Here is a 26,501-nt window from a genome sequence, read left to right on the forward strand (position 1 = left end):
GGCTGACTGCGGTTTGTCCGCCGACAAATTACGACGCGCCGATGCGCGATATTGCTTGCCGGCGTCGCGCTTTGCGGAGATCAGATGTCGGCAGCGGACTACGAGCAGCAGGGAAGTGGCTGGGGAATCCTCGAGGATCTGCCCGGTGATCCCATGATCTGGGTGTTGATCTTCAGCGAGCTCGCTGCCTTCGGGCTGTTCCTGGGCGCCTTCGCAATCGCCCGGCTCGTGCAGCCGGCGCTGTTCGCCTCCGGGCAGGCGGCGCTCGATTCGGGGCTTGCCGGCATGAACACCCTGGTCCTGGTGAGCAGCGGCTGGGCAGCCGCGCGCGGCATGCTGGCGGCGCGGAACGGGGCGAGGCGGACGGCGCGCCGTTGGCTGCTCGGTGCCATGGCGCTTGGCGGAGTCTTCATTGCGATCAAGCTAATGGAGTATGCGAAGGAGATCGGACGCGGCATCGGTCTCGAAACCAGCCCATTCTTCACGCTGTATTTCCTCCTGACCGGTTTTCACCTTCTGCATGTTGGCCTCGGCATCGTGATCCTCGCGGTGGTCTGCCGGCGTGCCGAAGTTGTGAGCGTCGAGACAGGAGCCGCATTCTGGCACATGGTCGACCTGGTCTGGATCGTCATGTTCCCGATCGTCTATCTGGTGCGGTGATGAATCGTCTCGACGTGACTCGGCTCGACGTGACTTGGGCCGTGCTGATCGGGCTTACGATCGCAACCGTCCTGGTGCCCTGGCTCGTGCCGGGCGCGCTCTTCGCCAACGCCGTGGTGCTCGTCCTGGCCGCAGTCAAGGGCCACCGGATCGTGCTCGACTATCTCGACTTGCGCGCGGCGCCGGCGCCGTGGCGCGGCCTGGTCAGCACCTGGATCGCCATCCTCGTGCTGTTTGCCTGGCTCGCTTCCGCAGCCGTCGCCCTGATCTGATCGTCGCGCTCATTGCGGCGCAACAAAGAGCCGCGGTGCCCAATCGGCAAAATATCGTCACCCGCATTTCTCGACAGGACTCAACTCGGAAAGGATTGGCAATGGCTGAACGCCTGACCAAGTCGGCCGCTCGAAACGTCTTCTACGGCGGATCGGCCTTTTTCTTCGCCATCTTCATTGGGCTGACGGCGCACAGCCACTACTACATGGTCACAAGCTCGACCGATGCCGCCACGCTGACGTCGTCAGTCGCCCGCGGCAAGCACGTCTGGGAGAAGAATTCCTGCATCAACTGCCACACCCTTTTGGGCGAGGGCGCCTATTTCGCCCCTGAGGTTGGCAATGTCTGGGATCGGTGGGGCGGCAAGGAGGACCCGGCCGGCGCGCGCGAGACGCTGAAGGCCTGGATGCAGGCGCAGCCGTCCGGTGCGCCTGGCCGCCGGCAGATGCCGCAGTTCAACCTCACCGACCAGGAGCTCAACGATCTCGCCGACTTCCTGCAATGGACCAGCACGATCAAGCGCCAGGATTGGCCGCCGAACAAGGCGGGCTGAGCGCCGCGACAACATTCCAAATGAGAGCACATCGATGAAATATCAGACCCAGAAAGTCGCGATGCTGTATTTCTACGGCGCGCTGACACTATTCCTCGCCCAGGTCGCGTTCGGCGTCCTTGCCGGGACCATCTATGTCCTGCCCAACACCTTGTCCGTCATCCTGCCGTTCAACATCGTCAGGATGATCCACACCAACGCGCTGATCGTGTGGTCGCTGATCGGTTTCATGGGCGCGACCTACTTCCTGCTGCCCGAGGAAACCGAGACCGAGCTGTTCAGCCCGCTGCTGGCAAAGATCCAGTTCTGGATGTTCTTCGGCGCGGCGGGTGTGGCCGTCGTCGGCTATCTCTTTCACTATCACGAAGGCCGCGAATTCCTCGAGCAACCCTTCATCATCAAGGTCGGCATCGTCGTCGTCTGCCTGATGTTCCTGTTCAACGTGACGATGACGGCGCTCAGGGGACGCAAGACGACGGTTACCAACATTCTGTTGTTCGGCCTGTGGGGCGTTGCGATCTTCTTCCTGTTCGCCTTCTACAACCCGGCCAATCTCGCCGTCGACAAGATGTACTGGTGGTACATCGTGCACCTCTGGGTCGAAGGCGTGTGGGAGCTGATCATGGCCTCCGTGCTCGCCTTCCTGATGATCAAGCTCAACGGCATCGACCGCGAGGTGGTCGAGAAATGGCTCTACGTCATCATCGGCCTGGCCCTGTTCTCGGGCATCTTGGGCACCGGCCACCACTTCTACTGGATCGGCGCGCCCGGCTACTGGCAATGGATCGGCTCGCTGTTCTCCACGCTGGAAGTCGCGCCCTTCTTCACCATGGTGATCTTCACCGTGCAGATGACATGGAAAGCCGGCCGCAAGCATCCGAACCGCGCTGCGCTGTTGTGGTCGGTCGGCTGCTCGGTGATGGCGTTCCTCGGGGCCGGCGTCTGGGGCTTCCTGCACACGTTGTCCTCGGTGAACTACTACACCCACGGCACCCAGGTGACCGCAGCACACGGGCATCTCGCCTTCTTCGGCGCCTATGTGATGCTGAATCTTGCGGTGATGGCTTATGCGATCCCGCAGCTCAGGGAGCGTGCGCCTTACAACCAATGGCTCAGCATGGCGAGCTTCTGGATCATGTGCACGGCGATGATGGTGATGACATTCGCACTGACCTTTGCCGGCGTGATCCAAGTTCACCTCCAGCGCGTGCTCGGCCAGAGCTACATGGACGTGCAGGACCAGATCGCGGTGTTCTATTGGGTCCGGCTCGGCTCCGGCGCGTTCGTGGCGATCTCCGCGCTGATGTTCGTGTGGGCGGTGCTGGTGCCTGGCCGCGAGAAGCAGCCGGTCATCCCCGGCGCGCTGCAACCCGCCGAATAGGCGCGACGGCGGCCGCGAAGTCGCGGCCGCTCGTCAAAGTGAACTCGGAGAGAGACCATGAAACCTGCACTCCATGCCGTGACGGCGCCGGCGCCCGAGCTTCCGGCCTATGTTCCGAGCGGCAATGAATGCGCGCTGTTCGAGCACGCCTGGCGTCATCGCCTGCCGGTTCTGCTGAAGGGACCGACCGGCTGCGGAAAGACGCGCTTTGTCACCCATATGGCGGCGCGGCTGGGCTTGCCGCTTCATACCGTCGCCTGTCACGACGATCTCACCGCCGCCGATCTCACCGGCCGCTATCTTCTCAGGGGCGGTGACACCGTGTGGACCGACGGTCCGCTGACCCGAGCGGTGCGGGAAGGCGGCATCTGCTATCTCGACGAGGTGGTGGAAGCGCGCAAGGACGTCACCGTCGTCCTGCATCCGCTTACCGATGACCGCCGCATCCTTCCGCTCGAGCGCACCGGCGAAGAGCTTGTCGCGCCCGCGAGCTTCATGCTGGTGGTCTCCTACAACCCCGGCTACCAGACCCTCTTGAAAGCGCTGAAGCCGTCGACGCGGCAGCGCTTCGTCGCCATCGAGTTCGGCTTTCTGCCGGCGGAGCAGGAGATCGCGGTGGTTTCCGTCGAAAGCGGGCTTGCGCCCGACCGTGTGCGGCCGCTGGTTCAGCTCGCGGCTCGGCTGCGGGCTCTCAGAGGACACGACCTGGAGGAGGGCGTCTCGACCCGGCTGGTCGTCTATTGTGCGACTTTGATTGCGGCCGGGGCCTCGATCGCCGATGCCGTGCTGGCGGGCATGATCGAGCCGCTCACCGACGATGCCGATGTCAAGGCCGCGCTGCTCGACGTTGCGCGTGCCGTGATCGCGTGAGGGGAAGCCGATGCTCGACTTTCTCGAGCTGGAAGAGACGGTCGGCCGCGCCTGGCATCGCCTGGTCGGCGGCACCGCGAGCTATCCGGTCCATGCCGAGCATGCGGTCTCGCTTGCGGACGTGCGCACGCGGATCGCCGTGATGTTTCGCGCGCTCGGCGGCGAGGCCGGCGTGCAGATCGCAAGCGCCGGCGCCCGCCGGTCCGGGCATCGGCTCGGATGGCGCCAGCGCATCGGGCTCGGTGATGAGCGCCTGGAGCAACCGGGGCGTGACGCCGCAACCATCTTTCTGCCTGACAGCGTCGCGATTTTCGAAGACCGCGCGCTGAATGCGTCGCTCTATCGATGGCTCGCCGCCTGGTTCGCGACCGCGCCGGCCGAAGTGATCGACGAGGTCGATCCGCTGCGGCGCGATCTCTTGATGCTGCGGCGGGCAGGTGAAACGGCGGTGTTGGTGCTCGTGCAGTTTCCCGGACTGGCTGACGACTACGCGCAGCTTGCCGCGGCAACGGCGCTGGCGCGTCCGCGCCGGCCACTGCCGCGCATCGAACAGGAGATGGAAGAGACCGTGCTCGCCTTGCTCGGCGCGCGTCAGCCGCCTTCAGGCAAGCTATGGAAGGCCATGGCCGGCACGGGCGCACTGCCAGCATGGGCGCCACCGGGATATCGCTCCATTTTGCCATGCCCGCTGTGGGGCGATTGCTGGATGCGCGAGCTCTCCTCCGCGGGCGCAAGCGATGACGTGTATGCACAGGGCGCAGACCCGGCACCAGTGGATGATCGCAAGCGCTTCGCCGTCCGCGAGCGCGACGAGGATGCGGACCGCCGCGATCCCTTCGTGCTCAACCGCTTCGAAAAGATCCTCTCGATGGCCGAGATGGTCAACGTCAATCGGCCCGCCGACGACAGCGAGGACGAGGACGCGCAGAAGGCGGCCGACGATCTCGACGAAATTGCACTCGGGCGCCGCAGCGGCCAGCCCGCAACCCGGCTCAAATTCGATCTCGACCTGCCGCCGGAGGCACTCGACGCGTCGCGGCTGAACGCGGACCTCACCTATCCTGAGTGGGATTATCGCAGCGGAACCTATCTGCCCAATCATTGCCGCGTGCTTGCCGCTGCGGCGTCCGAGACCGGCGAGAGCTGGGCGCCGGATGAGACCATGCGCAGCCACATTCGGCAGGTGAGGCGCCGGTTCGAAGTCTTGCGGCCGCGTCACGAATTGATGCGTGCGCAGGCCGACGGACACGATCTCGATCTCGACGCGCTGGTGCGCGCGCGCTGTGATCTTCGCGCCGGCAGCGGCGCGCTTGATCGCATCCATGTGGCGATGCGGCCGCAGGGCCATGATCTCGCCGTCACGCTGCTGGTCGACGTCTCGCTATCGACGGATGCGTGGGTCGATGGTCACCGCGTGCTCGACGTCGAGATGGAGGCGCTTCTGGCGCTCGCGCATGGACTTTCGGCTTGCGGTGATCACCACAGCATCCTGACATTCACCTCGCGTCGTCGCTCCTGGGTACGGCTCGAGACGATCAAGGCGTTCGACGAGCCGATGAGCGGGGCAGTGGAGCGCCGGATCGGGGCGCTGAAGCCCGGCTATTACACCCGCATCGGCGCGGCGGTCCGCCATGCCGCGGCCGGCCTCGCCCGCCAGCCGCAGCGCAAGAAGCTGCTGCTCGTCCTGACCGACGGCAAGCCGAACGACATCGACCACTACGAAGGGCGGTTCGCAATCGAGGACACCCGCAAGTCCGTGCAGGAAGCGCGCCGCCTCGGCATTGCCGCGTTCGGCGTAACGGTCGATGCGACGGCGCAATCCTATTTTCCGACCCTGTTCGGGCGGGGCGGTTACGCGATCGTCGGCAACATCCGCCGGCTGCCTGGGGCACTGCCGGCAATCTACCGGCAGGTAGCGCATTAAGGCCGGGGAAAGCCGCAGCAGGTGCGTCAGTGTTGCTGCCCTGTGGAGGCAGGAAGTCTCGCGAGGAAACGTTGATCTACCGCAACGCGCGCGTCGATCGCGAGAGCGCATCGTTCCAACGGGCAGGAAACCGTGGAGCCAATCCATGAACCAGATGAGTTTGAGAAAAATTGCAATAGCGACCTCGACCTTCGCGTGCGCGACATTGCTCACCTTCAGCTGGTCTGAGCAACGCGGCGTCTGGCTGTCGATCGAGAGTGCCCAGGCGCGAGTCGGTCGTCCGTTGACGCCGGTGAGCGTTGCGGGTGTTGCACGCCGGCAAAACCGGCGGGCTGCGTACGGGTATGGTGCAGGAGCTGTCGGCGCCGGTCTCGCAGGCGCTGCGGCAGTCGGCACAGCGGCCGCGGTTGCCGCCACCTCGCCCGGATGGGGCTCACCCGGATGGGGCTATTATGGCAATAGGCCTTACGTCGGTAGCGGGGCTTTGGCCGCCAACGCCTACTATGGCGGCGCGATCCAAACCAGTCCGTTCTACCTGCAAAGGGCCTACCCTGCGAATGGCCCTTGGTATGTCGCTAACGATTGGGCTGGCTACAAGGCGCGCTACGGAATCGTCTGCGATCCAGGCAGCCTGATCAAAGGTGATGACGGCCTGATGCACGTCTGTCAGTAGGCCGTCCGCGAGCGACACGGGGCGGCTCGAGAGCTGCCCCGATCGCACCAGGCTTGACGAACGTCGCGGTGGAAAACTCGCTAGCGCGGCGATGGGAAAAGAGGGCTCCCATGCCAGACCCTGCGGAAGTCATTCAGGCGGCTATTCGCTCCGCGTTTGTCAGTTATCCAAAGGAGGACGATCCCGACTGGAGGAGTCCATCCTGGATCAGGCCAGCGGAATGTTCGCATCTGACGAAGGTGATCATGCACGAGCTGGACACCAGCGGTTTTGCGATCGTGAAGAAGTCGGGCTGAGCACTCAATTGGACGGTACAATGCGCCCGCGTTGCTGACGCAGAGCGATGCAGCGAACGGCTTTCGTCCGCGTCGAGGTCAGTGCGATTCGATGAGAGCAAGGACCGATTGACGCGGAGAGCGATCGATGAAGGAGGCGCGCTGGGCTCTGTGGGCTTCGTCTCTATTCTTCAGATTGATCGGTGACCTCAGCAAGTTTTCGGACAGCGACGTATACTGACATGCCGAGATAATCGCCGGCGTCGCCGACCCACGACCCGGCGAGCGGCACGGCTTGGCCCGGATGTCGGGCGACCGCCACTTGGATAAGGTCGAAGCCGGCGTTGATGTGATTGGTCGGATCATAATTCATCCAGCCAGCCCCGGGTAAAAACACCTGAACCCAGGCGTGGGTCGCCCCCGAACCAATCATCCCCACGTCGCCTCCGTCCAGCGCCGCATCATAGATGTAACCACTAACGAAGCGGGCTGCGAACCCGAGCCGGCGCAACGCCCCAATCATGAGCCAGGCATAGTCGCGGCAGGTTCCTGATTTCGAACGCAAAGTTGCCGTGGGAGCCAAGGTGCCCTCCGTCTCCCGCGATTCGTAGGTGAATGTATCGCGGAACGCGTCGAGCATCCCTTTCAAGACGTCGCTGGTTTGCGCGCGGCCATTGGCGACGAAGTCCCTGGCCCAAGTTACGACTTCAAGGTCGGGATCCCCCGTATGCGGGCGCATGAAGCCGACAAGGTCGGTCCATTCGTCTTGCGTGTATTGCACCGGTACGAGTTCGGCCCTTCGTTCCAAGTGGAATTGCTCAATGCCTTTGGCCCCAAAATGGATGCCTTGAAACTCGAACGTAAAGGTCAATTCCTTGCCGGGCTCGTCGAGTTCGATCTCCGTCAGATTGTTGGAAAGGCCGTCGCTGATCCAGCGGATGCGGGACGAAAGAGTGGTCTTTGCAGACCAGCTTATCAATCGCCCGCGTGCAGCGGGTCTCGGCAGGAACATGGCGCGATGCGTACCGAACGCCACCGGTTTTGCGTAGCTGTAGGTGGTGGTGTGTTTGATCTCGAAGAGAAGGGCCATTGCTCCTCCGAGCCAAATCGTTTGATCACATGTACGTGCCGCGCTCGGCTTTCGCCAGTTACCTTAAGGAAAGCGATCCCGAATGGAGGAGCCCATCCTGGATCGGGCCGTCGGAATGTTCGCATCTGGCCAACATGATCATGCGCGAATTGAACATCAACGGCTTCAACATCGCGAAGAAGCTGGGCCTGCGCGTAGGCTTTACTGCACAATGTACCCAAGGCGTCTGCCGCAAAGCGGCGCCGCGTTTGAGGCGCAGTCCGACTCGTTGAACTGGTCTGCGCGTTCGTGCGAACCGGGCGCGCATGAGTTAAAGATCCACCAGATACGAAAAGGCGACGATCAACCCCACGGTCCCGAGAAGGACGGCAAGGCCCACCCATTTTTCGAAGGCCCGTGAGTGAGTGGAACGTCTGGGTTCGTCGTTGGGCTCGAAAAGCATGAGAAGTCTCCGCTCTCTTGATGCCGTTCGCACTGGGAGCTTTGCCCTAGGATCTGACCATGCCGCAACAACGCAACCAAATGCGGTTAACCGCATCTTGACCTTGATCTGAATCAACGGTCGCGGACGCTGAACTGATGCGATGTTGATCGAGGTCAATCGATGGCAGGCGATCTGGCGCGGCATTTTCGCGCAGATCACCAGTCAGTGGTGCTTACGCAACCGTTTCTGGGCCGCTCATGGAAGATCCCTTTCTCAATTACTTCGCGCTTGGCCTGCTGTTTTTTGTCATCATCGTGCTGGTCTACGGCATCATCGCGATCCATGACATTCCGGCACGCATCGCCAAGGCCCGCCATCACCCGCATGAAGATGCCATCCATGCTGCCGGCTGGATCAGCCTGTTCATGCTGCATTTGCTGTGGCCATTCCTATGGATTTGGGCGATGGCCTACAAACCGGATCGCGGCTGGGGCTTCAGTCACAAGCCGGGCGAGCCATCCTCGCCGGCAGAAGCTGTGGCTGAACTGGATGAGCTGAAGCATCGATTGGCAGCCGTCGAATCCAAACTCGGGCTTCGAGAAGGCGGGGGCCATCCCGCGCTCGTGCCGGAGTCGGTGGTGTCGGCTGTCGAGGAGCAGAGGGTTGCGGATGCAGAAGCCGCTCCTGCAGCAGGCCGGGGCGCTTCGCGATAGCCGACAGTCCCGAATGGGAGGCCACTGATGGAAATATTGCTCACCCTGACGTACGTGGCACTCTGCTATGCCATCTTCAAGCTCTTCAGGATTCCGGTCAATCAATGGACGCTTGCAACAGCAGCCCTCGGCGGCATTTTCGGCCTTTCGCTGCTGTTCATAACGATGGCCTACAACCATCCGTTTTCCACCAATGCGCGCATTTACTTTACCGTCACGCCGGTTTTGGCCGGCATCCGGGGCCGCGTGATCGAAGTGCCGGTGGAGAACAAAAGCAACCAGCATCTGGAAGCCGGCGAGGTTCTCTTCAAGATCGATCCGAAGCCCTACGAATATGCCGTCGCGGAAAAACGGGCGGGGCTCGCTGACGCGGAGGCCAGTGTTGCCGAGCTCAAGGCATCCGTCGACCAGGCGACGGCGTCGGCCGAAAAATCCAGGGCAGAACGGGACCTCGCTCAGACGAACTACGAGCGACAGAAGGAGCTCTTCGACAAGAATGTCGTTGCCCAGGCGACTCTCGACACGGCGACGCGCAACCGTGATGCGGCGAACCAGGCACTGGCGGCTGCCGTTGCCGCGCAAGATCGGGCACGACAGGCCTATGGCGCGACAGTAGACGGTGAACACTCGGCCATCGTCCGTCTACGCAATGAACTTGCCGATGCTGAATATAATCTCAGCGAGACCACCGTGAGGGCGCCCACCAGCGGATTTGTTACCGAGGTCTCGCTACGGCCAGGAATGTATGTCGGCGCGACCGCTGCTCGGCCGGTCATGATTTTCGTCAACGACACCCAGAAAGATCGGGCTTTGGCAGCTGCCTTCCAGCAGAACGCACTGCAGCGTGTCAAGGCCGGCGATGAAGCCGAAGTCTTGTTCAAGGGCATACCTGGCCGGGTCTTCAAGGCGAAGGTTCGCCTCGTGATCGATGCGATCGCGGCCGGGCAGCTTCAAGCCACAGGTGCGCTGCAGGAGATCCGCGGTGTGTTGCCCGGAGACCGGGCCCTGGCGGTCCTCGACATCATCGACGACATGTCCGGCTACCAGGTCCCTCTTGGCTCGGCAGGTGAAGCCGCCATTTACACCGAGCATGTCCACGAGTTGTCCTTACTGCGGAAAATCCTTCTGCGCATGCGAAGCTGGCAGAACTACGCTTTCTTCGAAGCGGAATAAGATGTCTGCTCAGATGAGCACGAGGTCGGTGCGCGAAGACAATTTTTCAAAAATTGCGAGCCTCCGCTGGTGGAGATTGATGCCGATTATTGCGTTAAATGACAGTCAAGGATGAGCATGGGCGCCGTCAAGCTGCCGATCTGGCTCCGTATCGTCGTGGTCCTGGCTCTGGTCCTGCTAGCAAGCGGCGCAAGCATGTTCGCATATCGCTGGTATGTACGGCCGGTGACGCTATCGATCGCGGTTGGGTCGCTGGACGGCGATGCGCCAAAGATCGTGTCGGCGCTGGCGAGCAGGCTTGTCGTCAATAACGCGCCAGTGCGGCTCAAAGTGGTGGAGACCAGCGGACCGATCGAATCCGCGGCGGCGTTCTCCTCCGGCAAGACGGACCTTGCCGTCGTTCGTGGTGATGTCGGTGACCTGTCGCAGGCGCAGGCCATTGTCGTCCTGGCCCAGGCCGTGGCGTTGCTCGTTGCGCCTCCGGGTTCGGCGATCACGGACATGGCCGACCTGAAACGCACGACGGTGGGGGTGGTCGGTAGCGACACCAATCAGAAGCTCGTCGACGTGTTGAGAAGGACATATGACCTTGACCGCGCCAACGTTGCATTCAAGGGCGTTGCGCTCGATCAGGTCCGCCGGGCGCTCGAAACCAAGGAGATACGTGCCGTCCTGTTCGTGATGCCGCTGAGCGACAAATACCTGTCGCTGGTGCGAGGGCTATTCCCTCAGAACGCGAAGACCGCCCCGGTGCTGATTCCGATCGAGAGCGCAGGAGCGATTGCCGAGAAGGAACGTGCCTACGAAAGCTTCGATATCCCCAAGGGCACGTTGCGCGGATCCCCTCCCGTTCCCGAAGATGATGTCACCACACTCCAGACAGCCTTCTATCTGGTCGGCAAGAAGAGTCTCGACAACGATATGATTGCGGGCTTCACGCACGCCATCACGACCGCTCGCAGGGACCTTCTGGCCGAATTGCCGATCCTGGCGCAGTTCAAGGCACCTGATACCGACGCCGGCGCCTTTCTTCCCGTCCATGCGGGAGCGGCGGAGTTTTACAATGGCAGTCAGTTATCCTTCCTGGACAAGTGGAGCAACGCCATCTTCTTGGCACCGATGGCGCTTGGCGCGCTGATCACGGTGCTCGCGGCAGCCTGGCGGTTTCTCCGATCCGGCGAGCTGAAGCCGAGGGAGCCGGCGCTCGATACGCTCTATGCGTTGGGGCAACGGATAAGGCACGCCGGAAACGCCTCGGAATTGCTGGAGATCGAAAATCAGATCGACGACGTCTTGCGCGCGCAACGCGCCACGGCGGACGACGAAGAACAAGCCCTGGATGCTGCAACACTCAATGTTGCAGCCCATCGTCTCGAGAATCTGATTCATGATCGCAGGACGGCGCTCGTTGCCGCCGGTTCGGACGCGGCGCACAAGGCAATGCCGTGACGAATCCGTATTCGAGGGGCGGGCTTGCCGGGTCGTCCGTCGTCAGGCAGCTATACCGTGAGCTATTGCCCAGCTCGTGAGTATATGATCGAATGCCTCGATGGACGCAACCAGGCCCGACCTGATCATCTTCGACTGCGATGGTGTGCTCGTCGACAGCGAGCTCTTGAGCTGCCGCTGTCTCTCCGAGGTGCTGTCCGAATTCGGGATCGCGCTCAGCGAGCAGCAGGCGCTCGAGCTGTTCCTGGGGCGTAGCACCAAGGCGATCGAGCAGCATTATCGCGATCTCGGACAAGTCGTGCCGGATGGCTTCCTGCCTCGCTTCAAGTCGAGGGTGCTGACCACCTTCGCAGGTGCATTGCAGCCGATCCCCGGGATCGGCGCGGTGGTATCGGAGTTGAACAGGCCGTTTTGCGTCGCTTCGTCGAGCGACATCGATCGCGTGTCGCTTTCGCTCGACGTCACCGGCCTCAAGCCGCATTTCGGCGACCGGCTCTACACGGCGCAAATGGTCAGATACGGCAAGCCGGCGCCCGACCTGTTCCTTTACGCCGCAGAGAAGATGCGTGCCGATCCGGCGCGCACGCTGGTGATCGAGGACAGCGTCAGCGGCGTGCAGGCGGCCAAGGCCGCCGGCATGATGGTCTGGGGATTTGTCGGCGGCAGCCATTATCGCGCCCGCGACGGCCGCGCTATATTGACCGCTGCCGGGGCCGATCGGGTCTTCGCGCAGATGGGCGATTTCTGGAAGGACGCGTGACGCCGGCCATGGCGATGGAGAACGAAAAATCCAGGCTCGACGATGCCGCGCGCGCCGGCTGGCTCTACTTCATTGCCGGTCACACGCAGGACGAGATCGCCAAAATGCTCCAGGTTTCGCGCGCCTCGGCGCAGCGACTGGTTTCGCTGTGCCTTGCCGAACGCCTGATCACCTTTCGCCTCGAGCATCCCATTGCCGCCTGCATGGAACTGGCGGCGCGGCTGAAGCAGCGGTTTGAGCTTGCCCATTGCGAGGTCGTGCCGGCCGATCCCGCGGCGCCGCAGGCGACCGCTGGAATTGCCGAGCGTTGCGCCAACCTCCTGGACTCGACGCTGCGCTCCGAGACGCCGGTCATCGTCGCGCTCGGGACGGGGCGCGCCGTGCGCGCGGCGGTCGAGCGCGTTACCCCGATCGAGCGGCCGAATCACCAGATCGTCTCGCTGGTCGGCAACATTTCCGCGGACGGTTCGGCGAGCTTCTACGACACCGTCGGGCGCCTGGCCGACCGCACCGGGGCGCGCCACTATCCAATGCCGCTGCCGTTCCTGATGTCATCGGAGGACGAGCGCAACAAGATGGGTCGGATCGAGCCGATCGCGAAGGTGAAGGCGATCGCGACCAAGGCCGATCTGCGGCTCGTCGGCATCGGCCAGATGGACCAGAAGGCGCAGGTCCACGTCGACGGCTTCGTCACCCGCGACGAGCTGTTCGAGATGATGCGGCTGGGCGCCATCGGCGAGATCACCGGCTGGGCCTATGATGCCAAGGGCCGCCTGCTCAAGGGCGGCACCAACAAGCGCCTCACCAGTATCCCGCCCGAGGTGCCGGTCAAGACCACGACGATCGGGGCGGCGGTCGGCGCGGCAAAAGTGCCGGCGATCGCCGCGGCGCTGAATGGCCGCCTGATCAACGGCTTGATCACGGACGAGGCGACCGCCCGCGCGATTCTCGAGCGCTGAACCAGCGGCCTCGCGGCGCATCTGCACTAATCTCTCTTGCACTGCACCACCCTGAATTGAGGGGAGGGCGCACGCGCCTGCTTGACAAAGCTCCGGCCTTGAGTTGAACATACGCCCAACGCGTGGGCAGATGCTCAAAACGCGAGTATAGGGAGGTCACCGTGAAAAAAGTCCTAGGCGCCGTCTGCGGCGTGTCTGCACTGCTGTTTTCCGCCCCCTCGATGGCCGAAACGACCCTGACGATCGCCACCGTCAACAACAGTGACATGATCCGCATGCAGGGACTGACCAGCGAATTCACTGCGAAGAACCCTGATATCAACGTGAAATGGGTGACGCTCGAGGAGAACGTGCTGCGCCAGCGCGTTACCACCGACATCGCCACCAAGGGCGGGCAGTTCGACGTCCTCACCATCGGCACCTACGAGGTCCCGATCTGGGCCAAGAAGGGCTGGCTTGTGCCGCTCGCCAATCTCGGCGCCGAATACGACGTCGCCGACCTCTTGCCGAAAATCAAGGATGCGGTCTCCGTCGATGGCAAGCTCTACGCAGCGCCGTTCTACGGCGAGAGCTCGATGGTGATGTACCGCACCGATCTGTTTGAGAAGGCCGGCCTGAAGATGCCGGAAAGCCCGACCTGGGATTTCGTGATCGATGCGGCCAAGAAGCTCACCGACAAGAATGCTGGCGTTTACGGCATCTGCCTGCGCGGCAAGGCCGGCTGGGGCGAGAACATGGCGTTCCTCACCGCCATGTCCAACTCCTACGGCGCGCGCTGGTTCGACGAGAAGTGGGAGCCGCAGTTCAACTCGCCGGAATGGAAGACGACGCTCACGACCTATGTCAATCTCATGAAGGAGGCCGGCCCTCCCGGCGCGAGCTCGAACGGCTTCAACGAGAACCTGGCGCTGTTCAACGCCGGCAAGTGCGCGATGTGGATCGACGCGACGGTTGCGGCGTCCATGGTCTCCAATCCGAAGGAATCGAAGGTCGCCGACAAGGTCGCCTTTGCGCTGGCGCCGAACACCGGGCTCGGCAAGAACGCAAACTGGCTGTGGGCCTGGAGTCTCGCAATCCCTGCCGGCTCGAAGAAGACGGACGCTGCCGAGAAGTTCATCGCCTGGGCGACGAGCAAGGACTACACCAAGCTCGTGGCTTCCAAGGAGGGCTGGGCCAACGTGCCGCCAGGTACGCGGACCTCGCTCTACCAAAATCCTGATTACCTGAAGGTCGCGCCGTTCGCAAAGCTGACGCTGGCCTCGATCGACGCGGCGGATCCGAACAAGCCGACTGTGAAGCCAGTGCCTTATGTCGGCGTGCAATATGCTGCGATCCCAGAATTCCAGGGCCTCGGCACGCAGGTAGGACAGCAGTTCTCCGCCGCATTGTCGGGATCGACCACCGTCGATGCCGCGCTTTCGGCGGCGCAATCCACGACCGAGCGCGAGATGAAGCGCGCCGGCTATATCAAGTAGGTAGGACCAAGGCTCACCCTCCTGAGAGCCTAAACTGCGGCCATCCGCCAGACAGGATGGATGGCCGCCTTCTTCCCTCCAGAGGAGAAGCAAGGATGGCAACCAAGCAGACCCAGATTCTTGCGCGGTCGCTCCTGGCCCCGGCCGTCGGGCTGCTGTTCATCTGGATGATCGTCCCGCTCGCGCTGACGCTCTATTTCTCGACGCTGCATTACAGCCTGCTCGATCCCGGCTCCGAAGCGTTCGTCGGTCTGGAAAACTTCCGCTACTTTCTCACCGATCCGGCCTTTCTCGCCTCGCTTCAGAACACGCTGGTGTTGGTCGGTTCGGTGCTGCTGCTGACGATTCTGCTCGGCATTCCCCTGGCGCTTCTGCTCGATCAGCCCGTGATCGGCCGCAACATCGTGCGGCTGATGGTGATCGCACCATTCTTCGTGATGCCGACGGTGAGCGCGCTGGTCTGGAAGAATTTGCTGATGCATCCGGTTTCCGGCCTGTTTGCCTGGCTCGCCAAGGTGTTCGGGCTGACGCCGATCGACTGGTTCAACGACGTGCCGCTGTTCGCCATCATCCTGATCGTCGCCTGGCAATGGCTGCCGTTCGCGACTCTCATCCTCCTGACCGCGCTGCAATCGCTCGACGAGGAGCAGAAGGAAGCCGCGGAGATGGACGGGGCGAGCGGGGTTTCGACCTTCATCTACATCACGCTGCCGCATCTCGCGCGCCCCATCACTGTGGTGATCCTGATCGAGACCATCTTCCTGCTGACGGTGTTTGCCGAGATCTTCGTCACCACCGGCGGCGGACCCGGCCTTCAGACGACCAACATCGCTTTCCTGATCTATTCGCAGGCGCTGATCCAGTTCGACGTCGGCAGCGCGTCCGCGGGCGGCCTCGTCGCGGTGGTGATCGCCAACATCGTCGCCTTCTTCCTCGTCCGCATCGTCGGCCGCAATCTGGAGGCTTAGATCATGGCACGGATCGCAACGACGCAGCGGGTCGCGGTCTCGACGGCAGCCGCCTGGCTTTGCGGTTTCCTGATCTTCTTTCCAATCCTCTGGATGGTGCTGGCAAGCTTCAAGACCGAGTTGGAGGCCTTCGCCATTCCGCCTTCATTCCTGTTCTTCCACTGGACTCTTGAAAACTACGCGACGGTGCAGGAGCGCAGCGACTACCTCCACCACGCACTGAACTCGATCATCATCGCCGGCGGCTCGACGCTGATCGCGCTGTTGATCGCCATTCCGGCCGCGTGGTCGATGGCGTTCTCGCCCACAAAGCGCACCAAGGACATCCTGCTCTGGATGCTGTCGACCAAGATGATGCCGCCGGTTGGCGTGCTCGTGCCGATTTACCTGATCTACAAGAACGTCGGCCTGCTCGATTCACGCATCGGCCTCATCTTCATCCTGTGCCTCGGCAATTTGCCAATCGTGATCTGGATGCTCTTCACCTATTTCAAGGAGATTCCGCGCGACATCCTGGAAGCGGCGCGCATGGACGGCGCCACCGTCGGCCGCGAGCTCGTCTATGTGTTGACGCCAATGGCCATCCCCGGCCTGGCGTCGACCTTGCTGCTCAACCTCATCCTCGCCTGGAACGAGGCGTTCTGGACGCTCAACCTGTCGACATCGGAGGCGGCGCCGCTGACGGTGTTCATCGCGTCCTATTCGAGTCCCGAAGGATTGTTTTGGGCAAAATTGTCGGCGGCCTCCACGCTGGCAATCGCGCCTATTCTTGTCCTCGGTTGGTTCAGCCAGAAGCAGCTCGTGCGCGGGCTCACCTTTGGCGCGGTCAAGTAGCGAAAGGGCTGTCGCAACATGGGTCAAATCACACTTCAAGGCGTGCAGAAAGCCTTCGGGCCCGTGCACATTATCAAGGGCGCCGACCTCGACATCGCGGACGGCTCCTTCGTGGTGTTCGTCGGTCCCTCCGGCTGCGGCAAGACCACGCTCTTGCGGTTGATCGCCGGGCTCGAAGACGTGACGGATGGACGGATCCTCATCGACGGCAAGAACGTCGTCGCCGTTCCGCCCGCCAAGCGCGGCCTGTCGATGGTGTTTCAGTCCTACGCCCTCTATCCGCATATGAGTGTGCGTGGCAACATCGGCTTTGGGCTCAAGATGGCAGGACTCGCCAAGGACGAGATCGACCGCAAGGTCGAAGCTGCAGCCGCGACCCTCAACCTCACGCCCTATCTCGAGCGCAAGCCGCGCGAGCTGTCTGGCGGCCAGCGCCAGCGCGTCGCGATCGGGCGCGCGATCGTGCGCGAACCCAAAGCGTTCCTGTTCGACGAGCCGCTGTCGAACCTCGACGCCGCGCTGCGCGTGCAGATGCGGATCGAGGTGACGCGGCTCCAGAAGCAGCTCGGCACCACCGCGATCTACGTCACCCATGACCAGGTCGAGGCCATGACGATGGCCGACAAGATCGTCGTGCTCAATGCCGGTAAGATCGAGCAATATGGCTCACCGCTCGAGCTCTATGAGAAGCCGGCCAACCTGTTCGTCGCGGGCTTCATCGGCTCGCCCAAGATGAATTTCGTCACCGGCGAGCCCGCCCTTCAGCACGGCGCGATCACGATCGGCGTGCGGCCTGAGCATTTGAAGATCGAGCGCGATGGTGGAGGCGGCTGGCCGGGTACGATTGCGGTCGCCGAGCATCTCGGCAGCGATACTTTTCTTTATGTCGACGCCGGCCAGCTCGGCATGCTCACCGCACGCTATATCGGCGAGTTGAGCCTGCATGCCGGCGACCGTGTGTCGCTGGTGCCCGAACCTGCGCGCATTCACCGCTTCAACGAGGGCGGCAACGCGATCCGGGGCTGACAAGCTGGGCGAACAAGAAACGGGAAAAAGCAACATGTACCTGGAAAAGTTCAAGCTGAACGGGAAGACCGCGATCATTACCGGCGGCGGGCAGGGCATCGGGCTCGCCTGCGCCGAGGCGCTGGCCGAAGCCGGGGCCAAGGTGATCATCGCCGACCGCGATGGCAAGGTCGCCCAGGCCGCCCAGGCCGGCCTCAAGGCCAAGGGGTACGACACCGAGACCGTCGTCATGGACGTGACCGACACCAGGCGCGTCGCCGAGGTCGCGAACGAACTCGTCGCCCGTCACGGCAACGTCGATATCCTCGTCAACAATGCCGGCATTGCCCGCAGCGAGACCCCGGCGGAGACCGTGACCGACGAGCACTGGCTCAACGTCATCGACGTCAATCTCAACGGGACCTTCTGGTGCTGCCGGGAATTCGGCAAGCACATGCTGAAGGCGAAGGCGGGAACCATCGTCAACGTCGGCTCGATGTCGGGCTTTATCGTCAACAAGCCGCAGGAGCAGTCCTTTTACAACGCCTCCAAGGCCGCGGTGCATCATCTGACCAAGTCGCTTGCCGCCGAATGGGGTGCGCGAGGCATCCGCGTCAACGCGGTCGCGCCGACCTATATCGAGACGCCGCTGAACGCCTTCGTGAAGAGCAATCCCAAAATGTATGACGCCTGGATTGGTGGAACTCCGATGGCACGGATGGGGCAGGTGGAGGAGATCGCCTCGGTTGTGCTGTTCCTGAGCTCCGAGGCCGCGAGCCTGATGACGGGCAGCATCGTGCTAGTGGATGGCGGTTACACTTGCTGGTAGGCTCCTCGTCAAAATTGACGGGAGCGACAATGCCGCAAGCGTATATCGGTGTCGATGTCGGGACGACCAGCACGCGGGCAGGGGTTTTCGACGAGGCTGGCAACCTTCTGGCGACGGCGCGGCATCCGATCCGGATCTGGCATGAGGCCGGCGATATCGTCGAGCAGTCGTCGTCGGACATCTGGGATGCTTGCGCGAGATCCGTCCGCGCAGCCATGGCTGAGGCGGGGATTGCGCCTGATACCGTGCGAGGCATCGGCTTCGATGCCACCTGCTCGCTGGTCGTGCTCGGCAAGGACGGCGAGCCGGTCACAGTCAGCACCTCCGGCGACAGCCAGCGCAACGTCATCGTCTGGATGGATCACCGCGCCACGACCGAAGCGCGTCTGATCAATGAGACGCAGGACGATGTGCTGCGCTATGTCGGCGGATCGATCTCTCCCGAGATGGAAATGCCGAAGCTGCTGTGGCTGAAGCGCCATCTGCGCCAGAGTTTTGATATCGCCGGCCATTTCTTCGATCTCGCGGACTATCTGACCTGGCGCGCGACCGGCTCGCTCCAGCGCTCGACCTGCACGGTGACCTGCAAATGGAACTATCTGGCGCATGATGGTGGCGGCTGGAGTGCGCCGTTCTTCCAGCGTATCGGGCTGTCGGACTTCGTATCAGAAAAATATGCCCGGATCGGCACCGAGATCGTCGCGCCGGGCACGCGGCTCGGCGCCGGCCTGGCGCGGGCGGCGGCGGCCGACCTGGGGTTGAGTGCGGGTACGCCGGTCGGCGCATCGCTGATTGATGCCCATGCCGGCGGCATCGGCGCAATCGGCGGACGTGACGGCTCGGGCGGCACCGCAGATGTCTGCGACCGCCTCGCCTACATCATGGGGACATCCGCCTGCATCATGGCGACGACCACCGAGCCGTGCTTCGTTCCCGGCGTGTGGGGGCCCTATTACTCCGGCATGGTGCCGAATTTCTGGTTGAACGAGGGTGGACAGTCGGCAGCGGGAGCCGCGATCGACCATCTTTTGAAGTCGCACGCGGGATATACCGAGGCGAGCGCGGCTGCGCGCAAGGACGGGGTTGATATCATCGACTTCCTGGAGAAGCGCGTTATTGCGCGCGCGGGTGATGTGAGCCGTGCCGCGTTGCTGGCGCGCGACATTCACGTTCTCCCGGAGTTCATCGGTAACCGCTCGCCATACGCCGATCCAGATACGCGCGCGGTGATCGCGGGCCTCGATCTCGATACCGACATCGGCGCGATGGAGCGCTTGTTCGTCGCGGGGCTCTGCGGCCTTGCCTACGGCCTTGCCGAGGTGATCGAGGCCTTTGCCGCGCACGGCGTTCACTCCAGCATCATGATCATGGGAGGCGGGGCGAGCCGCAGCCCGCTGGTGCGGCAGATCATGGCGGACACCACGGGACTGACCGTCGCGCTGCCGCAGACCAGGGAGCCGGTGCTGCTCGGTGCCGCGATGCTCGGCGCGGTCGCCGGCGGCGCCTTCGCTTCGATCGGCGAGACCATGGCCAAAATGTCGGCGCTTGGCCGCCTCAGCGAGCCGACGGCTCCCGGCATGGCCGAATTTCACAGCCGCAAGCGGAAGGCCTATAAGATGTTGCGCGAGGTCGACCGTGGCAGCCGCGAAGCGATGGCCGGCTTCGGGCTGACGCTGCCGGGATAAGGGCAAGATAAGGTTAGGGGTGATGCTGCTCAGTTGTGGCGATGCGCTGATCGATTTCGTGCCGACGCGCGCAGCCGACGGCCGCGAGGCCGTGATGCCCGCGGTCGGTGGCTCCTGTCTCAACGTCGCCATCGGCATGGCGCGGCTGGGCGCGCCGACCGGATTCGTCGGAGGCCTCTCGAACGACATGTTCGGGCAGATGATCGCGGCCCATGCCGAAGCCTCCGACGTCGAGCTTCGCTGCGCCACGCGCAGCGATCATCAGACCACGCTCGCTTTCGTGCGCATCATTGCCGGCGAGTCGCATTACGCCTTTTACGACGCCGAGACCGCGACACGGAACTGGACCTATCGGCGCGGTTCCATTCCATTGGAGACCATCGAAGCGGTGCATGTCGGCTCCACCACGCTGGTCAACGACACCGGCGCGGCCGAGACGGAGGCGCTGATCGCGGACGCCAGGGCATCCTCGACCATCTCGTTCGATCCGAACTGCCGGCCCAACCTCGTCAAGGACAAGCCGTCCTATGTTGCGCGCATGGGTGAGTTCGCGGCGAACGCCGATATCGTCCGCATGTCCGACGTCGATTTCACCTATCTCTATGGTGACGAGCCATACCAGCAGAAGGCCGAAGCGTTGCTTGGGCAAGGCGCCAAACTCGTCGTCATCACCCGCGGCATCGACGGCGCCGTCGCCTGGCACAAGGCGGCGGGGAAGATCGAGGTCGCCGCGCCCAAGGTGACGGTTGCCGACACGATCGGCGCCGGCGACAGCTTTCAGGCGGCGCTGCTGTTCGCCCTGCACAAGCAGGGACGTCTTCGACGTCAACCCCTGGAAGACATCGGCGCCGATGAGCTGCGCCGCGCGCTGTCCTTCGCGGCCAATTGTGCCGGCTTCACCTGCACCCGGCCCGGCGCCGATCCGCCGCGCCTCAGCGAGATCGACTGGCGCTGGTAGCGCATCCGGGCGCTCGCCTCCAAGAATGTCCCCCGGGACTGCGGCCATGCGCCGTCGGAAATGGACAGGCCCGCTTGAGGCTGCCAAGTTCGCGACAACGTCACGCGAGCCTGTCCCGACATGAGCGAAGATCTCTGTTTTCTATCGGCCGTTGAACTGCGCAGACGCGTCAGCCGCAAGGAGATATCTCCTCTCGAGGTCACACGTGCGGTGCTCGCCCGCGCCGAAGCGTTGCAGCCGAGGCTGAACTGTTTCATCACGCTGTGTGGCGACGAAGCGATGGAAGAGGCGCGCGAGGCGGAACGCAAGGTGATGGCGGGCGAGCCGCTCGGCCTTCTTCACGGCATTCCCACTACCATCAAGGACATCGTCAACACCAAGGGCGTGAAAACCACTTTCGGCGCCGTTCCCTACAAGGACAATGTGCCGGAGGAGGACGCCGTGGCGGTGGAACGGCTGCGCGCCCATGGTGCGATCCTGGTTGGCAAGACCACGACGCCGGAATTCGGCTCGAAATGCCTGACCGACTCGCCGCTGTTCGGCCGCACCCGTAACGCGTGGGACGTGCATCGCTCCTCCGGCGGTTCCAGCGGCGGTGCCGCAGTGGCAGTTGCGAGCGGCATCGCGCCGCTGGCGGTCGCAACCGATGGCGGCGGCTCGACCCGCATTCCCGCAGCTTGCAACGGCGTCGTCGGCCTTAAGCAGAGCAACGGCGTGATCCCGCACAGCCAGGTGCAGGACGTCTTCGGCAACCAGACCTATGTCACGCCGACCACGCGGACCGTCGCGGACACCGCGCTGATGATGCAGGCCATGGCCGGGGAGGATGCCTGCGATCCCTGGTCGATCGGTCTTCCCGCGCCTGATTTCGTCGGCGCGGCCGTGCCGCGCGGCGATCTGCGCGGAAAGAAGATCATGTACTGCCTGTCGCCGCCCGGACGACCCGTCTCGGCCGATGTCGCCAGTGCCTTCAAGGCAAGCCTCGACCGGCTGGCGGGTCTCGGCGCGGAGCTCGAAGAATTCTCTGGCGAGGGGTTTGACATCGAGCCGATCTGGCGCGCGATCAACCACACCGTCTGGCGGACGCGTTTTTCCAAGCTCGCGGCCAACCACAAGGATGAGTTGAGCGAAACGTTCCTCAAGCAGCTCGCGCTCGCCACGAAGGTAAGCGGCGTCGACTACCAGGAGGCGATGTTCGCGCGCACGGCGTTATTCCGCCGCGTGCAATCGCTGCTCGCGCGCGGTCATTTGCTGGCGATGCCGACCCTGACCCGGACGGCGCTGCCGATCGACCAGGACCTGTTCGGCACCATCGAGATCGACGGCAAGAGCTTTGACAGCGTCCGGCCGCACTGGTTCCCCTGGACCATGCTGTTCAACATGACCGGTCATCCCGCGATCAGCCTGCCTTGCGGGTTCGGCCGCGATGGGTTGCCGATCGGCCTTCAACTCGCCGGCCGCTTCCGCGACGATGCCGAGCTGTTGCGTGTCAGCGCGCTGTTCGAGGCCTCGCACGATCTCTTGTCCCGCCGGCCCGGCTGAAAGTGGGACACAGGCACCGAGGTACTTGCACCAAGGTACTTGCACCAAGGCACTTGCGTCCGGCGCCCGGACATGTTGATCGTGCCAGGGAAGCCCTGAATTCCAGAGCCTGAACCCGAGAGCGCATGAGCGTATTTGTCCTAAGGCGGCTTGTGACCTTGCTGGCGACGCTGATCGGCGCGTCCTTGATCATTTTCTTGGTGCTGGATGCGCTTCCGGGCAACGCCGCGCAGATGCTGATGGGCGCCGATGCTTCGCCGGATGCAGTGCGGGCCCTGACCATCAAGCTCGGCCTCGATCAGCCGCTCATGGTGCGCTACCTGCAATGGATCAAGGGCATGGCGGTGGGTGACCTCGGCAACAGCTACGTCTACGGCACGCCGGTCGCCGGCCTGATCGCCGAGCGCCTGGTGCTGACCATTCCGCTGGCGATCATGTCCATGCTGATCACGGTGACACTCGCGCTCGCCGCCGGCATCTACACTGCCGCCAATCACAACAGGCTCGGCGATGTCGGTGTGATGTCGCTGACCCAGGTCGGCATCGCGCTGCCGAACTTCTGGTTCGCCATTCTGCTGATCTTGCTGTTCTCGGTGAAGCTGCAGTGGCTCTCGGCCGGCGGCTTTGCCGGTTGGGACGACGGCATCTGGCCCGGCGTCAAATCGCTGCTGCTGCCGGCGATCTCGCTCGCCGTAGTGCAGGCAGCGATCCTTGCCCGCGTCACGCGCTCGGCTGTGCTGGAAGTCTTGCGCGAGGATTTCGTCCGCACCGCCCGCGCCAAGGGGCTCGGCAAGCGCGAAGTACTGTGGAGCCACGTGCTGCGCAACGCGATGATCCCCGTGATGACCGTGATGGGTCTGCAATTCGCCAATCTGCTCGCTGGAACCATCGTCATCGAGAACGTCTTTTATCTGCCCGGCCTCGGCCGACTGATCTTCCAGTCGATCGCCAATCGCGACCTGATCGTGGTGCGCAACTGCGTGATGCTGCTCGCGGCCATGGTCGTCATCGTCAATTTCGTGGTCGATGTGCTCTATGCCTTCATCGATCCCCGCATCAAGGTCCACGACCTGTGAGTGATCCGCTGACCGCCGCCGTCGGCCTGCCGACGACTTCAATGCCGTCGCGGCCTGCGACCGGCTTCTGGCGCCGCGCGTTCCGCCATCGCAGTTTCGTCCTGGGCGGCGCTTTGGTTCTCTTGGTGATCGGCTCGGCGCTGCTTTCGCTGGTGTGGACACCCTGGTCGGCCTACGAGATCGACATCGCCTCGAAGCTCAAGCCGCCGTCGTTCTCGCACTGGCTCGGCACCGACTCCTTCGGGCGCGACATCGTCTCGCTGCTGCTGATCGGTGCGCGCTCGACCATCCTGGTTGGCATCATCGCGGTCGGCATCGGGCTGACCTTCGGTGTCTGCCTCGGCCTGATCGCCGCCGCGCGCAAGGGCTGGACGGAAGAGCTCATCATGCGCATGAGCGATTTCACCTTCGCCTTTCCGGCCGTGCTGTCGGCGATCATGCTCGCCGCGGTGGTCGGTCCCGGCATGCTGACCTCGATCACTGCGATCGGCATCTTCCAGATCCCGATCTTCGTTCGCGTCACCCGCGGTTCGGCCAACGCGATCTGGGCGCGCGAGTTCGTGCTGGCGGCGCGCGCGGCGGGGAAGGGGGCTTTCCGCATCACGATCGAGCACGTGCTGCCGAACATCCTGTCGATCCTGATCGTGCAGGCGACGATCCAGTTCGCGCTCGCGATTCTCGCCGAAGCCGCGCTGTCCTATCTCGGGCTCGGCACCCAGCCGCCGCAGCCTTCCTGGGGACGAATGCTGAACGACGCGCAGACGCTGCTGTTCCAGTCGCCGATGCTTGCGGTCTATCCGGGCGCGGCGATCGCGGTCGCCGTCCTTGGCCTCAATCTTCTCGGCGATGGATTGCGCGATCTGCTCGATCCTCGTCTGGCGCGGGAGCGGTGACGATGGGCAACCCCGCAAACGCGCCGTTGATCGACGTCGACAATCTCGGCGTCCGTCTCAACACCAGCCGAGGCCCGGCCCAGGCCGTTCGCGGCGTGAGTTTCTCGCTGAAGCGCGGCGAGACGCTCGGTCTGGTCGGCGAATCCGGCTGCGGCAAGTCGGTCACCGCGCTCGCACTGATGGGCCTGTTGCCTGAGAGTGCTGTCCTTGGCGGCAGCGTCCGCCTCGACGGTCGCGAGCTCGTAAGACTTTCCGATGCGGATTACTGCAAGCTGCGGGGCAACCGCATCAGCATGATCTTCCAGGAGCCGATGACCGCGCTCAACCCGATGCACACGGTCGGGCATCAGGTCGCCGAGCCGCTGCGGCGGCACAAGAATTATTCGGCGGCGCAGGCGCGCGCCGAGGCGATCGCCTTGCTCGACCGGGTCGGGCTCCCGGACGCGGCAAAGCGCGTCGATGCCTATCCGCACCAGTTCTCCGGCGGCCAACGCCAGCGCGTCACCATCGCGATGGCGCTCGCCTGCGAGCCCGACCTGCTGATCGCGGACGAGCCGACCACCGCACTCGATGTCACCATCCAGGGCCAGATCCTCGACCTCATTGCCGATCTCGTCGAGGAGCGGGGCATGTCGATGATCTTGATCTCGCACGATCTCGGTGTCATCGCCGAGAACGTCGAGCGCATGATGGTGATGTATGGCGGCACGGTGGTCGAGAGCGGGCCGACCGACGACGTATTCAGGCGCATGGGCCATCCCTATACGCAAGGCCTGTTCCGGGCCCGGCCGCGGCTCGGCGCGCGGAAGGGGACGCGGCTCAAGACCATCACCGGCACGGTGCCCGAACTTGCCGATCTGCCGTCCGGCTGTACGTTTGCCGATCGTTGTCCGCTGGTGATCGATGGTTGTCGTGCCGCGCTCCCGCCGATGGTGGAGGTCGGACATGACCATGGTGTCCGCTGCATCAGGACTGACGTGTCAATGGCTGATCGCGTCGGAGCGGTGCCGGCATGACCGCCACCTCGCAACCGCTTCTCCGCGTCAACGACCTCGTGCAACGCTACACGCTGCCACGCGAAAGCCTGTTCCGGCCGCCGGGCGAGGTGCTGGCGCTCAACGGCGTGAGTGTACGGATCGAGGCGGGGAAGAGTCTCGGCGTGGTCGGCGAATCCGGCTCGGGCAAGTCGACCTTTGCCCGCGTGGTGATGGCGCTGGAGCGGCCGACGTCGGGGCGGGTAGAGTTGCTCGGCCGCGACCTCAATCAATTGCCCGCGGATGAGCTCCGTCGCGCGCGTCGCGATTTTCAGATGGTGTTTCAGGATCCGTACGGATCGCTCGATCCGCGCCAGACCATCGCGCGGATCGTCGCCGAGCCGCTCACCGCACTCGAGCGCACCGATCGTACGACACTGCGCGTGCGGGTCTCTGCGGTGCTGCGACAGGTTGGCCTGCGCGATGCGGACATGGACAAATATCCGCACGAATTCTCCGGTGGCCAGCGCCAGCGAATCGCGATTGCGCGCGCGCTGATCACCCAGCCAAAACTGATCGTCGCCGACGAGCCGGTCTCCGCGCTCGACGTCTCAGTGCAGGCGCAGGTTCTGAACTTGATGCAGGACCTCCAGGAGCAGTTCGGCCTGAGCTACATCCTGATCAGCCATGACCTTGCGGTCGTCGACTATCTTTGCGACGAGGTCGCGGTGATGTATCTCGGCCGGATCGTCGAGCAGGGCCGGCCGGAGGACCTGTTCGAACATTGTGCCCATCCGTATACGCGCGCGCTGCTGGAGGCGGTGCCGCGCGCGCGCGCCGGGCGTGTGCGCAGCCGCCGCGGCGCGCAGGCGATTGCCTCACAATCGTCAGCTGCGACCGGATGCCCCTATGTTTCCCGCTGCCCGCTCGCCGACCAGCATTGCCGCGAGGCCGCCCCTGCGCTACGCAAGGTCGGCGAAGCGCACCTTGCCGCCTGCCACAAGGCCGAACAGGTGATGGCGTTGCCAGCCGCGACCAGCGAGGCGGGTTAGCGCCAAGCGGCGGATTTGCATAGATTGATCGGG

Annotated in this window: 27 protein-coding genes; 26 read left to right on the top strand and 1 reads right to left on the bottom strand. The window is 63.6% G+C overall.

Annotated features, from left to right (window positions below; translation table 11 throughout):
• The first annotated feature begins 84 nt into the window (after positions 1 to 84).
• The 8 genes from SO140_RS01595 to SO140_RS01630 all read left to right on the top strand — a co-directional run bounded on the left by SO140_RS01595 (position 85) and on the right by SO140_RS01630 (position 6,630).
• Positions 85 to 660, top strand: a complete 576-nt coding sequence (locus tag SO140_RS01595; RefSeq protein ID WP_498542206.1) for a cytochrome c oxidase subunit 3 family protein — start codon at positions 85 to 87, stop codon at positions 658 to 660.
• Positions 660 to 932, top strand: coding sequence for a cytochrome C oxidase subunit IV family protein (locus SO140_RS01600; RefSeq protein ID WP_449378358.1), 273 nt, complete (start codon positions 660 to 662; stop codon positions 930 to 932). The genes SO140_RS01595 and SO140_RS01600 overlap by 1 nt, the downstream gene beginning before the upstream one ends.
• A gap of 101 nt (positions 933 to 1,033) precedes the next feature.
• Positions 1,034 to 1,486: a c-type cytochrome gene (locus tag SO140_RS01605; RefSeq protein ID WP_449378359.1), complete on the top strand. Its 453-nt coding sequence runs from the start codon at positions 1,034 to 1,036 to the stop codon at positions 1,484 to 1,486.
• Positions 1,487 to 1,520: 34 nt separating this feature from the next.
• The gene (locus SO140_RS01610; RefSeq protein WP_498542207.1) at positions 1,521 to 2,867 is read left to right on the top strand and encodes a cbb3-type cytochrome c oxidase subunit I; all 1,347 of its coding nucleotides are present in this window, start codon (positions 1,521 to 1,523) and stop codon (positions 2,865 to 2,867) included.
• Positions 2,868 to 2,924: 57 nt separating this feature from the next.
• The gene (locus SO140_RS01615; RefSeq protein ID WP_449378361.1) at positions 2,925 to 3,737 is read left to right on the top strand and encodes a CbbQ/NirQ/NorQ/GpvN family protein; all 813 of its coding nucleotides are present in this window, start codon (positions 2,925 to 2,927) and stop codon (positions 3,735 to 3,737) included.
• Positions 3,738 to 3,747: 10 nt separating this feature from the next.
• Positions 3,748 to 5,661, top strand: a complete 1,914-nt coding sequence (locus SO140_RS01620) for a nitric oxide reductase activation protein NorD (protein WP_449378362.1) — start codon at positions 3,748 to 3,750, stop codon at positions 5,659 to 5,661.
• A 145-nt stretch (positions 5,662 to 5,806) separates the two neighbouring features.
• Entirely contained in the window at positions 5,807 to 6,334 is a 528-nt protein-coding gene (locus tag SO140_RS01625) for a hypothetical protein (protein WP_498542208.1), read from the top strand.
• Positions 6,335 to 6,444: 110 nt separating this feature from the next.
• Positions 6,445 to 6,630: a hypothetical protein gene (locus SO140_RS01630; protein ID WP_449378364.1), complete on the top strand. Its 186-nt coding sequence runs from the start codon at positions 6,445 to 6,447 to the stop codon at positions 6,628 to 6,630.
• A gap of 163 nt (positions 6,631 to 6,793) precedes the next feature.
• Here the strand turns inward: SO140_RS01630 and SO140_RS01635 are convergent, their stop codons facing one another.
• Positions 6,794 to 7,699 (bottom strand): transglutaminase family protein, encoded by a 906-nt coding sequence (locus SO140_RS01635; protein WP_449378365.1) that lies wholly within the window; start codon positions 7,697 to 7,699, stop codon positions 6,794 to 6,796.
• Between the two features lie 29 nt (positions 7,700 to 7,728).
• Here SO140_RS01635 and SO140_RS01640 point away from each other — a divergent pair, with 29 nt between their 5' ends.
• The 18 genes from SO140_RS01640 to SO140_RS01725 all read left to right on the top strand — a co-directional run bounded on the left by SO140_RS01640 (position 7,729) and on the right by SO140_RS01725 (position 26,468).
• The gene (locus SO140_RS01640; protein WP_449378366.1) at positions 7,729 to 7,971 is read left to right on the top strand and encodes a hypothetical protein; all 243 of its coding nucleotides are present in this window, start codon (positions 7,729 to 7,731) and stop codon (positions 7,969 to 7,971) included.
• A 409-nt stretch (positions 7,972 to 8,380) separates the two neighbouring features.
• Complete coding sequence (locus SO140_RS01645) at positions 8,381 to 8,836, top strand: DUF3302 domain-containing protein (protein WP_449378367.1); 456 nt, start codon at positions 8,381 to 8,383, stop codon at positions 8,834 to 8,836.
• A 27-nt stretch (positions 8,837 to 8,863) separates the two neighbouring features.
• A complete protein-coding gene (locus tag SO140_RS01650) occupies positions 8,864 to 10,009 on the top strand; it encodes an HlyD family secretion protein (RefSeq protein WP_449378368.1) in 1,146 nt (381 codons plus the stop codon).
• Between the two features lie 117 nt (positions 10,010 to 10,126).
• Complete coding sequence (locus tag SO140_RS01655) at positions 10,127 to 11,458, top strand: TAXI family TRAP transporter solute-binding subunit (RefSeq protein ID WP_449378369.1); 1,332 nt, start codon at positions 10,127 to 10,129, stop codon at positions 11,456 to 11,458.
• A gap of 100 nt (positions 11,459 to 11,558) precedes the next feature.
• Entirely contained in the window at positions 11,559 to 12,218 is a 660-nt protein-coding gene (locus SO140_RS01660) for an HAD family hydrolase (protein WP_449378370.1), read from the top strand.
• Between the two features lie 8 nt (positions 12,219 to 12,226).
• Positions 12,227 to 13,177, top strand: a complete 951-nt coding sequence (locus SO140_RS01665; RefSeq protein ID WP_449378397.1) for a sugar-binding transcriptional regulator — start codon at positions 12,227 to 12,229, stop codon at positions 13,175 to 13,177.
• Between the two features lie 221 nt (positions 13,178 to 13,398).
• Entirely contained in the window at positions 13,399 to 14,652 is a 1,254-nt protein-coding gene (locus SO140_RS01670) for an ABC transporter substrate-binding protein (RefSeq protein WP_449378398.1), read from the top strand.
• 95 nt (positions 14,653 to 14,747) lie between these two features.
• Positions 14,748 to 15,620: a carbohydrate ABC transporter permease gene (locus tag SO140_RS01675; protein WP_449378371.1), complete on the top strand. Its 873-nt coding sequence runs from the start codon at positions 14,748 to 14,750 to the stop codon at positions 15,618 to 15,620.
• Between the two features lie 3 nt (positions 15,621 to 15,623).
• Positions 15,624 to 16,454 carry a carbohydrate ABC transporter permease gene (locus tag SO140_RS01680; RefSeq protein ID WP_027521139.1) on the top strand — a complete coding sequence of 277 codons (831 nt, stop codon included), beginning with the start codon at positions 15,624 to 15,626 and terminating at the stop codon, positions 16,452 to 16,454.
• Between the two features lie 18 nt (positions 16,455 to 16,472).
• Positions 16,473 to 17,480, top strand: coding sequence for an ABC transporter ATP-binding protein (locus SO140_RS01685; RefSeq protein WP_449378372.1), 1,008 nt, complete (start codon positions 16,473 to 16,475; stop codon positions 17,478 to 17,480).
• A 34-nt stretch (positions 17,481 to 17,514) separates the two neighbouring features.
• Positions 17,515 to 18,288 carry an SDR family NAD(P)-dependent oxidoreductase gene (locus SO140_RS01690; protein WP_498542209.1) on the top strand — a complete coding sequence of 258 codons (774 nt, stop codon included), beginning with the start codon at positions 17,515 to 17,517 and terminating at the stop codon, positions 18,286 to 18,288.
• A gap of 29 nt (positions 18,289 to 18,317) precedes the next feature.
• A complete protein-coding gene (locus SO140_RS01695; protein WP_498542210.1) occupies positions 18,318 to 19,973 on the top strand; it encodes an FGGY-family carbohydrate kinase in 1,656 nt (551 codons plus the stop codon).
• Between the two features lie 22 nt (positions 19,974 to 19,995).
• Complete coding sequence (locus SO140_RS01700; protein WP_498542211.1) at positions 19,996 to 20,931, top strand: carbohydrate kinase family protein; 936 nt, start codon at positions 19,996 to 19,998, stop codon at positions 20,929 to 20,931.
• A 120-nt stretch (positions 20,932 to 21,051) separates the two neighbouring features.
• A complete protein-coding gene (locus tag SO140_RS01705; protein ID WP_498542212.1) occupies positions 21,052 to 22,473 on the top strand; it encodes an amidase in 1,422 nt (473 codons plus the stop codon).
• Between the two features lie 125 nt (positions 22,474 to 22,598).
• Complete coding sequence (locus tag SO140_RS01710) at positions 22,599 to 23,549, top strand: ABC transporter permease (RefSeq protein ID WP_498542213.1); 951 nt, start codon at positions 22,599 to 22,601, stop codon at positions 23,547 to 23,549.
• Positions 23,546 to 24,442: an ABC transporter permease gene (locus tag SO140_RS01715; protein WP_498542214.1), complete on the top strand. Its 897-nt coding sequence runs from the start codon at positions 23,546 to 23,548 to the stop codon at positions 24,440 to 24,442. Before SO140_RS01710 ends, SO140_RS01715 begins: the two co-directional genes overlap by 4 nt.
• Before the next feature lie 2 nt (positions 24,443 to 24,444).
• On the top strand, positions 24,445 to 25,458 hold the full coding sequence (locus SO140_RS01720; RefSeq protein WP_449378379.1) for an ABC transporter ATP-binding protein: 1,014 nt from the start codon (positions 24,445 to 24,447) through the stop codon (positions 25,456 to 25,458).
• Positions 25,455 to 26,468 carry an ABC transporter ATP-binding protein gene (locus SO140_RS01725; RefSeq protein ID WP_498542215.1) on the top strand — a complete coding sequence of 338 codons (1,014 nt, stop codon included), beginning with the start codon at positions 25,455 to 25,457 and terminating at the stop codon, positions 26,466 to 26,468. Before SO140_RS01720 ends, SO140_RS01725 begins: the two co-directional genes overlap by 4 nt.
• Positions 26,469 to 26,501 lie beyond the last annotated feature (33 nt).

The organism is Bradyrhizobium sp. UFLA05-108, from assembly GCF_059803455.1.

What these genes read in the sequence shown, in the direction of transcription:
- SO140_RS01595 (WP_498542206.1), top strand. Translation starts at nt 85, where the DNA reads ATGTCGGCAGCGGACTACGAGCAGCAGGGAAGTGGCTGGGGAATCCTC.
- SO140_RS01600 (WP_449378358.1), top strand. Translation starts at nt 660, where the DNA reads ATGAATCGTCTCGACGTGACTCGGCTCGACGTGACTTGGGCCGTGCTG.
- SO140_RS01605 (WP_449378359.1), top strand. Translation starts at nt 1,034, where the DNA reads ATGGCTGAACGCCTGACCAAGTCGGCCGCTCGAAACGTCTTCTACGGC.
- SO140_RS01610 (WP_498542207.1), top strand. Translation starts at nt 1,521, where the DNA reads ATGAAATATCAGACCCAGAAAGTCGCGATGCTGTATTTCTACGGCGCG.
- SO140_RS01615 (WP_449378361.1), top strand. Translation starts at nt 2,925, where the DNA reads ATGAAACCTGCACTCCATGCCGTGACGGCGCCGGCGCCCGAGCTTCCG.
- SO140_RS01620 (WP_449378362.1), top strand. Translation starts at nt 3,748, where the DNA reads ATGCTCGACTTTCTCGAGCTGGAAGAGACGGTCGGCCGCGCCTGGCAT.
- SO140_RS01625 (WP_498542208.1), top strand. Translation starts at nt 5,807, where the DNA reads ATGAACCAGATGAGTTTGAGAAAAATTGCAATAGCGACCTCGACCTTC.
- SO140_RS01630 (WP_449378364.1), top strand. Translation starts at nt 6,445, where the DNA reads ATGCCAGACCCTGCGGAAGTCATTCAGGCGGCTATTCGCTCCGCGTTT.
- SO140_RS01635 (WP_449378365.1), bottom strand. Translation starts at nt 7,699, where the DNA reads ATGGCCCTTCTCTTCGAGATCAAACACACCACCACCTACAGCTACGCA.
- SO140_RS01640 (WP_449378366.1), top strand. Translation starts at nt 7,729, where the DNA reads ATGTACGTGCCGCGCTCGGCTTTCGCCAGTTACCTTAAGGAAAGCGAT.
- SO140_RS01645 (WP_449378367.1), top strand. Translation starts at nt 8,381, where the DNA reads ATGGAAGATCCCTTTCTCAATTACTTCGCGCTTGGCCTGCTGTTTTTT.
- SO140_RS01650 (WP_449378368.1), top strand. Translation starts at nt 8,864, where the DNA reads ATGGAAATATTGCTCACCCTGACGTACGTGGCACTCTGCTATGCCATC.
- SO140_RS01655 (WP_449378369.1), top strand. Translation starts at nt 10,127, where the DNA reads ATGGGCGCCGTCAAGCTGCCGATCTGGCTCCGTATCGTCGTGGTCCTG.
- SO140_RS01660 (WP_449378370.1), top strand. Translation starts at nt 11,559, where the DNA reads ATGGACGCAACCAGGCCCGACCTGATCATCTTCGACTGCGATGGTGTG.
- SO140_RS01665 (WP_449378397.1), top strand. Translation starts at nt 12,227, where the DNA reads ATGGCGATGGAGAACGAAAAATCCAGGCTCGACGATGCCGCGCGCGCC.
- SO140_RS01670 (WP_449378398.1), top strand. Translation starts at nt 13,399, where the DNA reads ATGGCCGAAACGACCCTGACGATCGCCACCGTCAACAACAGTGACATG.
- SO140_RS01675 (WP_449378371.1), top strand. Translation starts at nt 14,748, where the DNA reads ATGGCAACCAAGCAGACCCAGATTCTTGCGCGGTCGCTCCTGGCCCCG.
- SO140_RS01680 (WP_027521139.1), top strand. Translation starts at nt 15,624, where the DNA reads ATGGCACGGATCGCAACGACGCAGCGGGTCGCGGTCTCGACGGCAGCC.
- SO140_RS01685 (WP_449378372.1), top strand. Translation starts at nt 16,473, where the DNA reads ATGGGTCAAATCACACTTCAAGGCGTGCAGAAAGCCTTCGGGCCCGTG.
- SO140_RS01690 (WP_498542209.1), top strand. Translation starts at nt 17,515, where the DNA reads ATGTACCTGGAAAAGTTCAAGCTGAACGGGAAGACCGCGATCATTACC.
- SO140_RS01695 (WP_498542210.1), top strand. Translation starts at nt 18,318, where the DNA reads ATGCCGCAAGCGTATATCGGTGTCGATGTCGGGACGACCAGCACGCGG.
- SO140_RS01700 (WP_498542211.1), top strand. Translation starts at nt 19,996, where the DNA reads ATGCTGCTCAGTTGTGGCGATGCGCTGATCGATTTCGTGCCGACGCGC.
- SO140_RS01705 (WP_498542212.1), top strand. Translation starts at nt 21,052, where the DNA reads ATGAGCGAAGATCTCTGTTTTCTATCGGCCGTTGAACTGCGCAGACGC.
- SO140_RS01710 (WP_498542213.1), top strand. Translation starts at nt 22,599, where the DNA reads ATGAGCGTATTTGTCCTAAGGCGGCTTGTGACCTTGCTGGCGACGCTG.
- SO140_RS01720 (WP_449378379.1), top strand. Translation starts at nt 24,445, where the DNA reads ATGGGCAACCCCGCAAACGCGCCGTTGATCGACGTCGACAATCTCGGC.
- SO140_RS01725 (WP_498542215.1), top strand. Translation starts at nt 25,455, where the DNA reads ATGACCGCCACCTCGCAACCGCTTCTCCGCGTCAACGACCTCGTGCAA.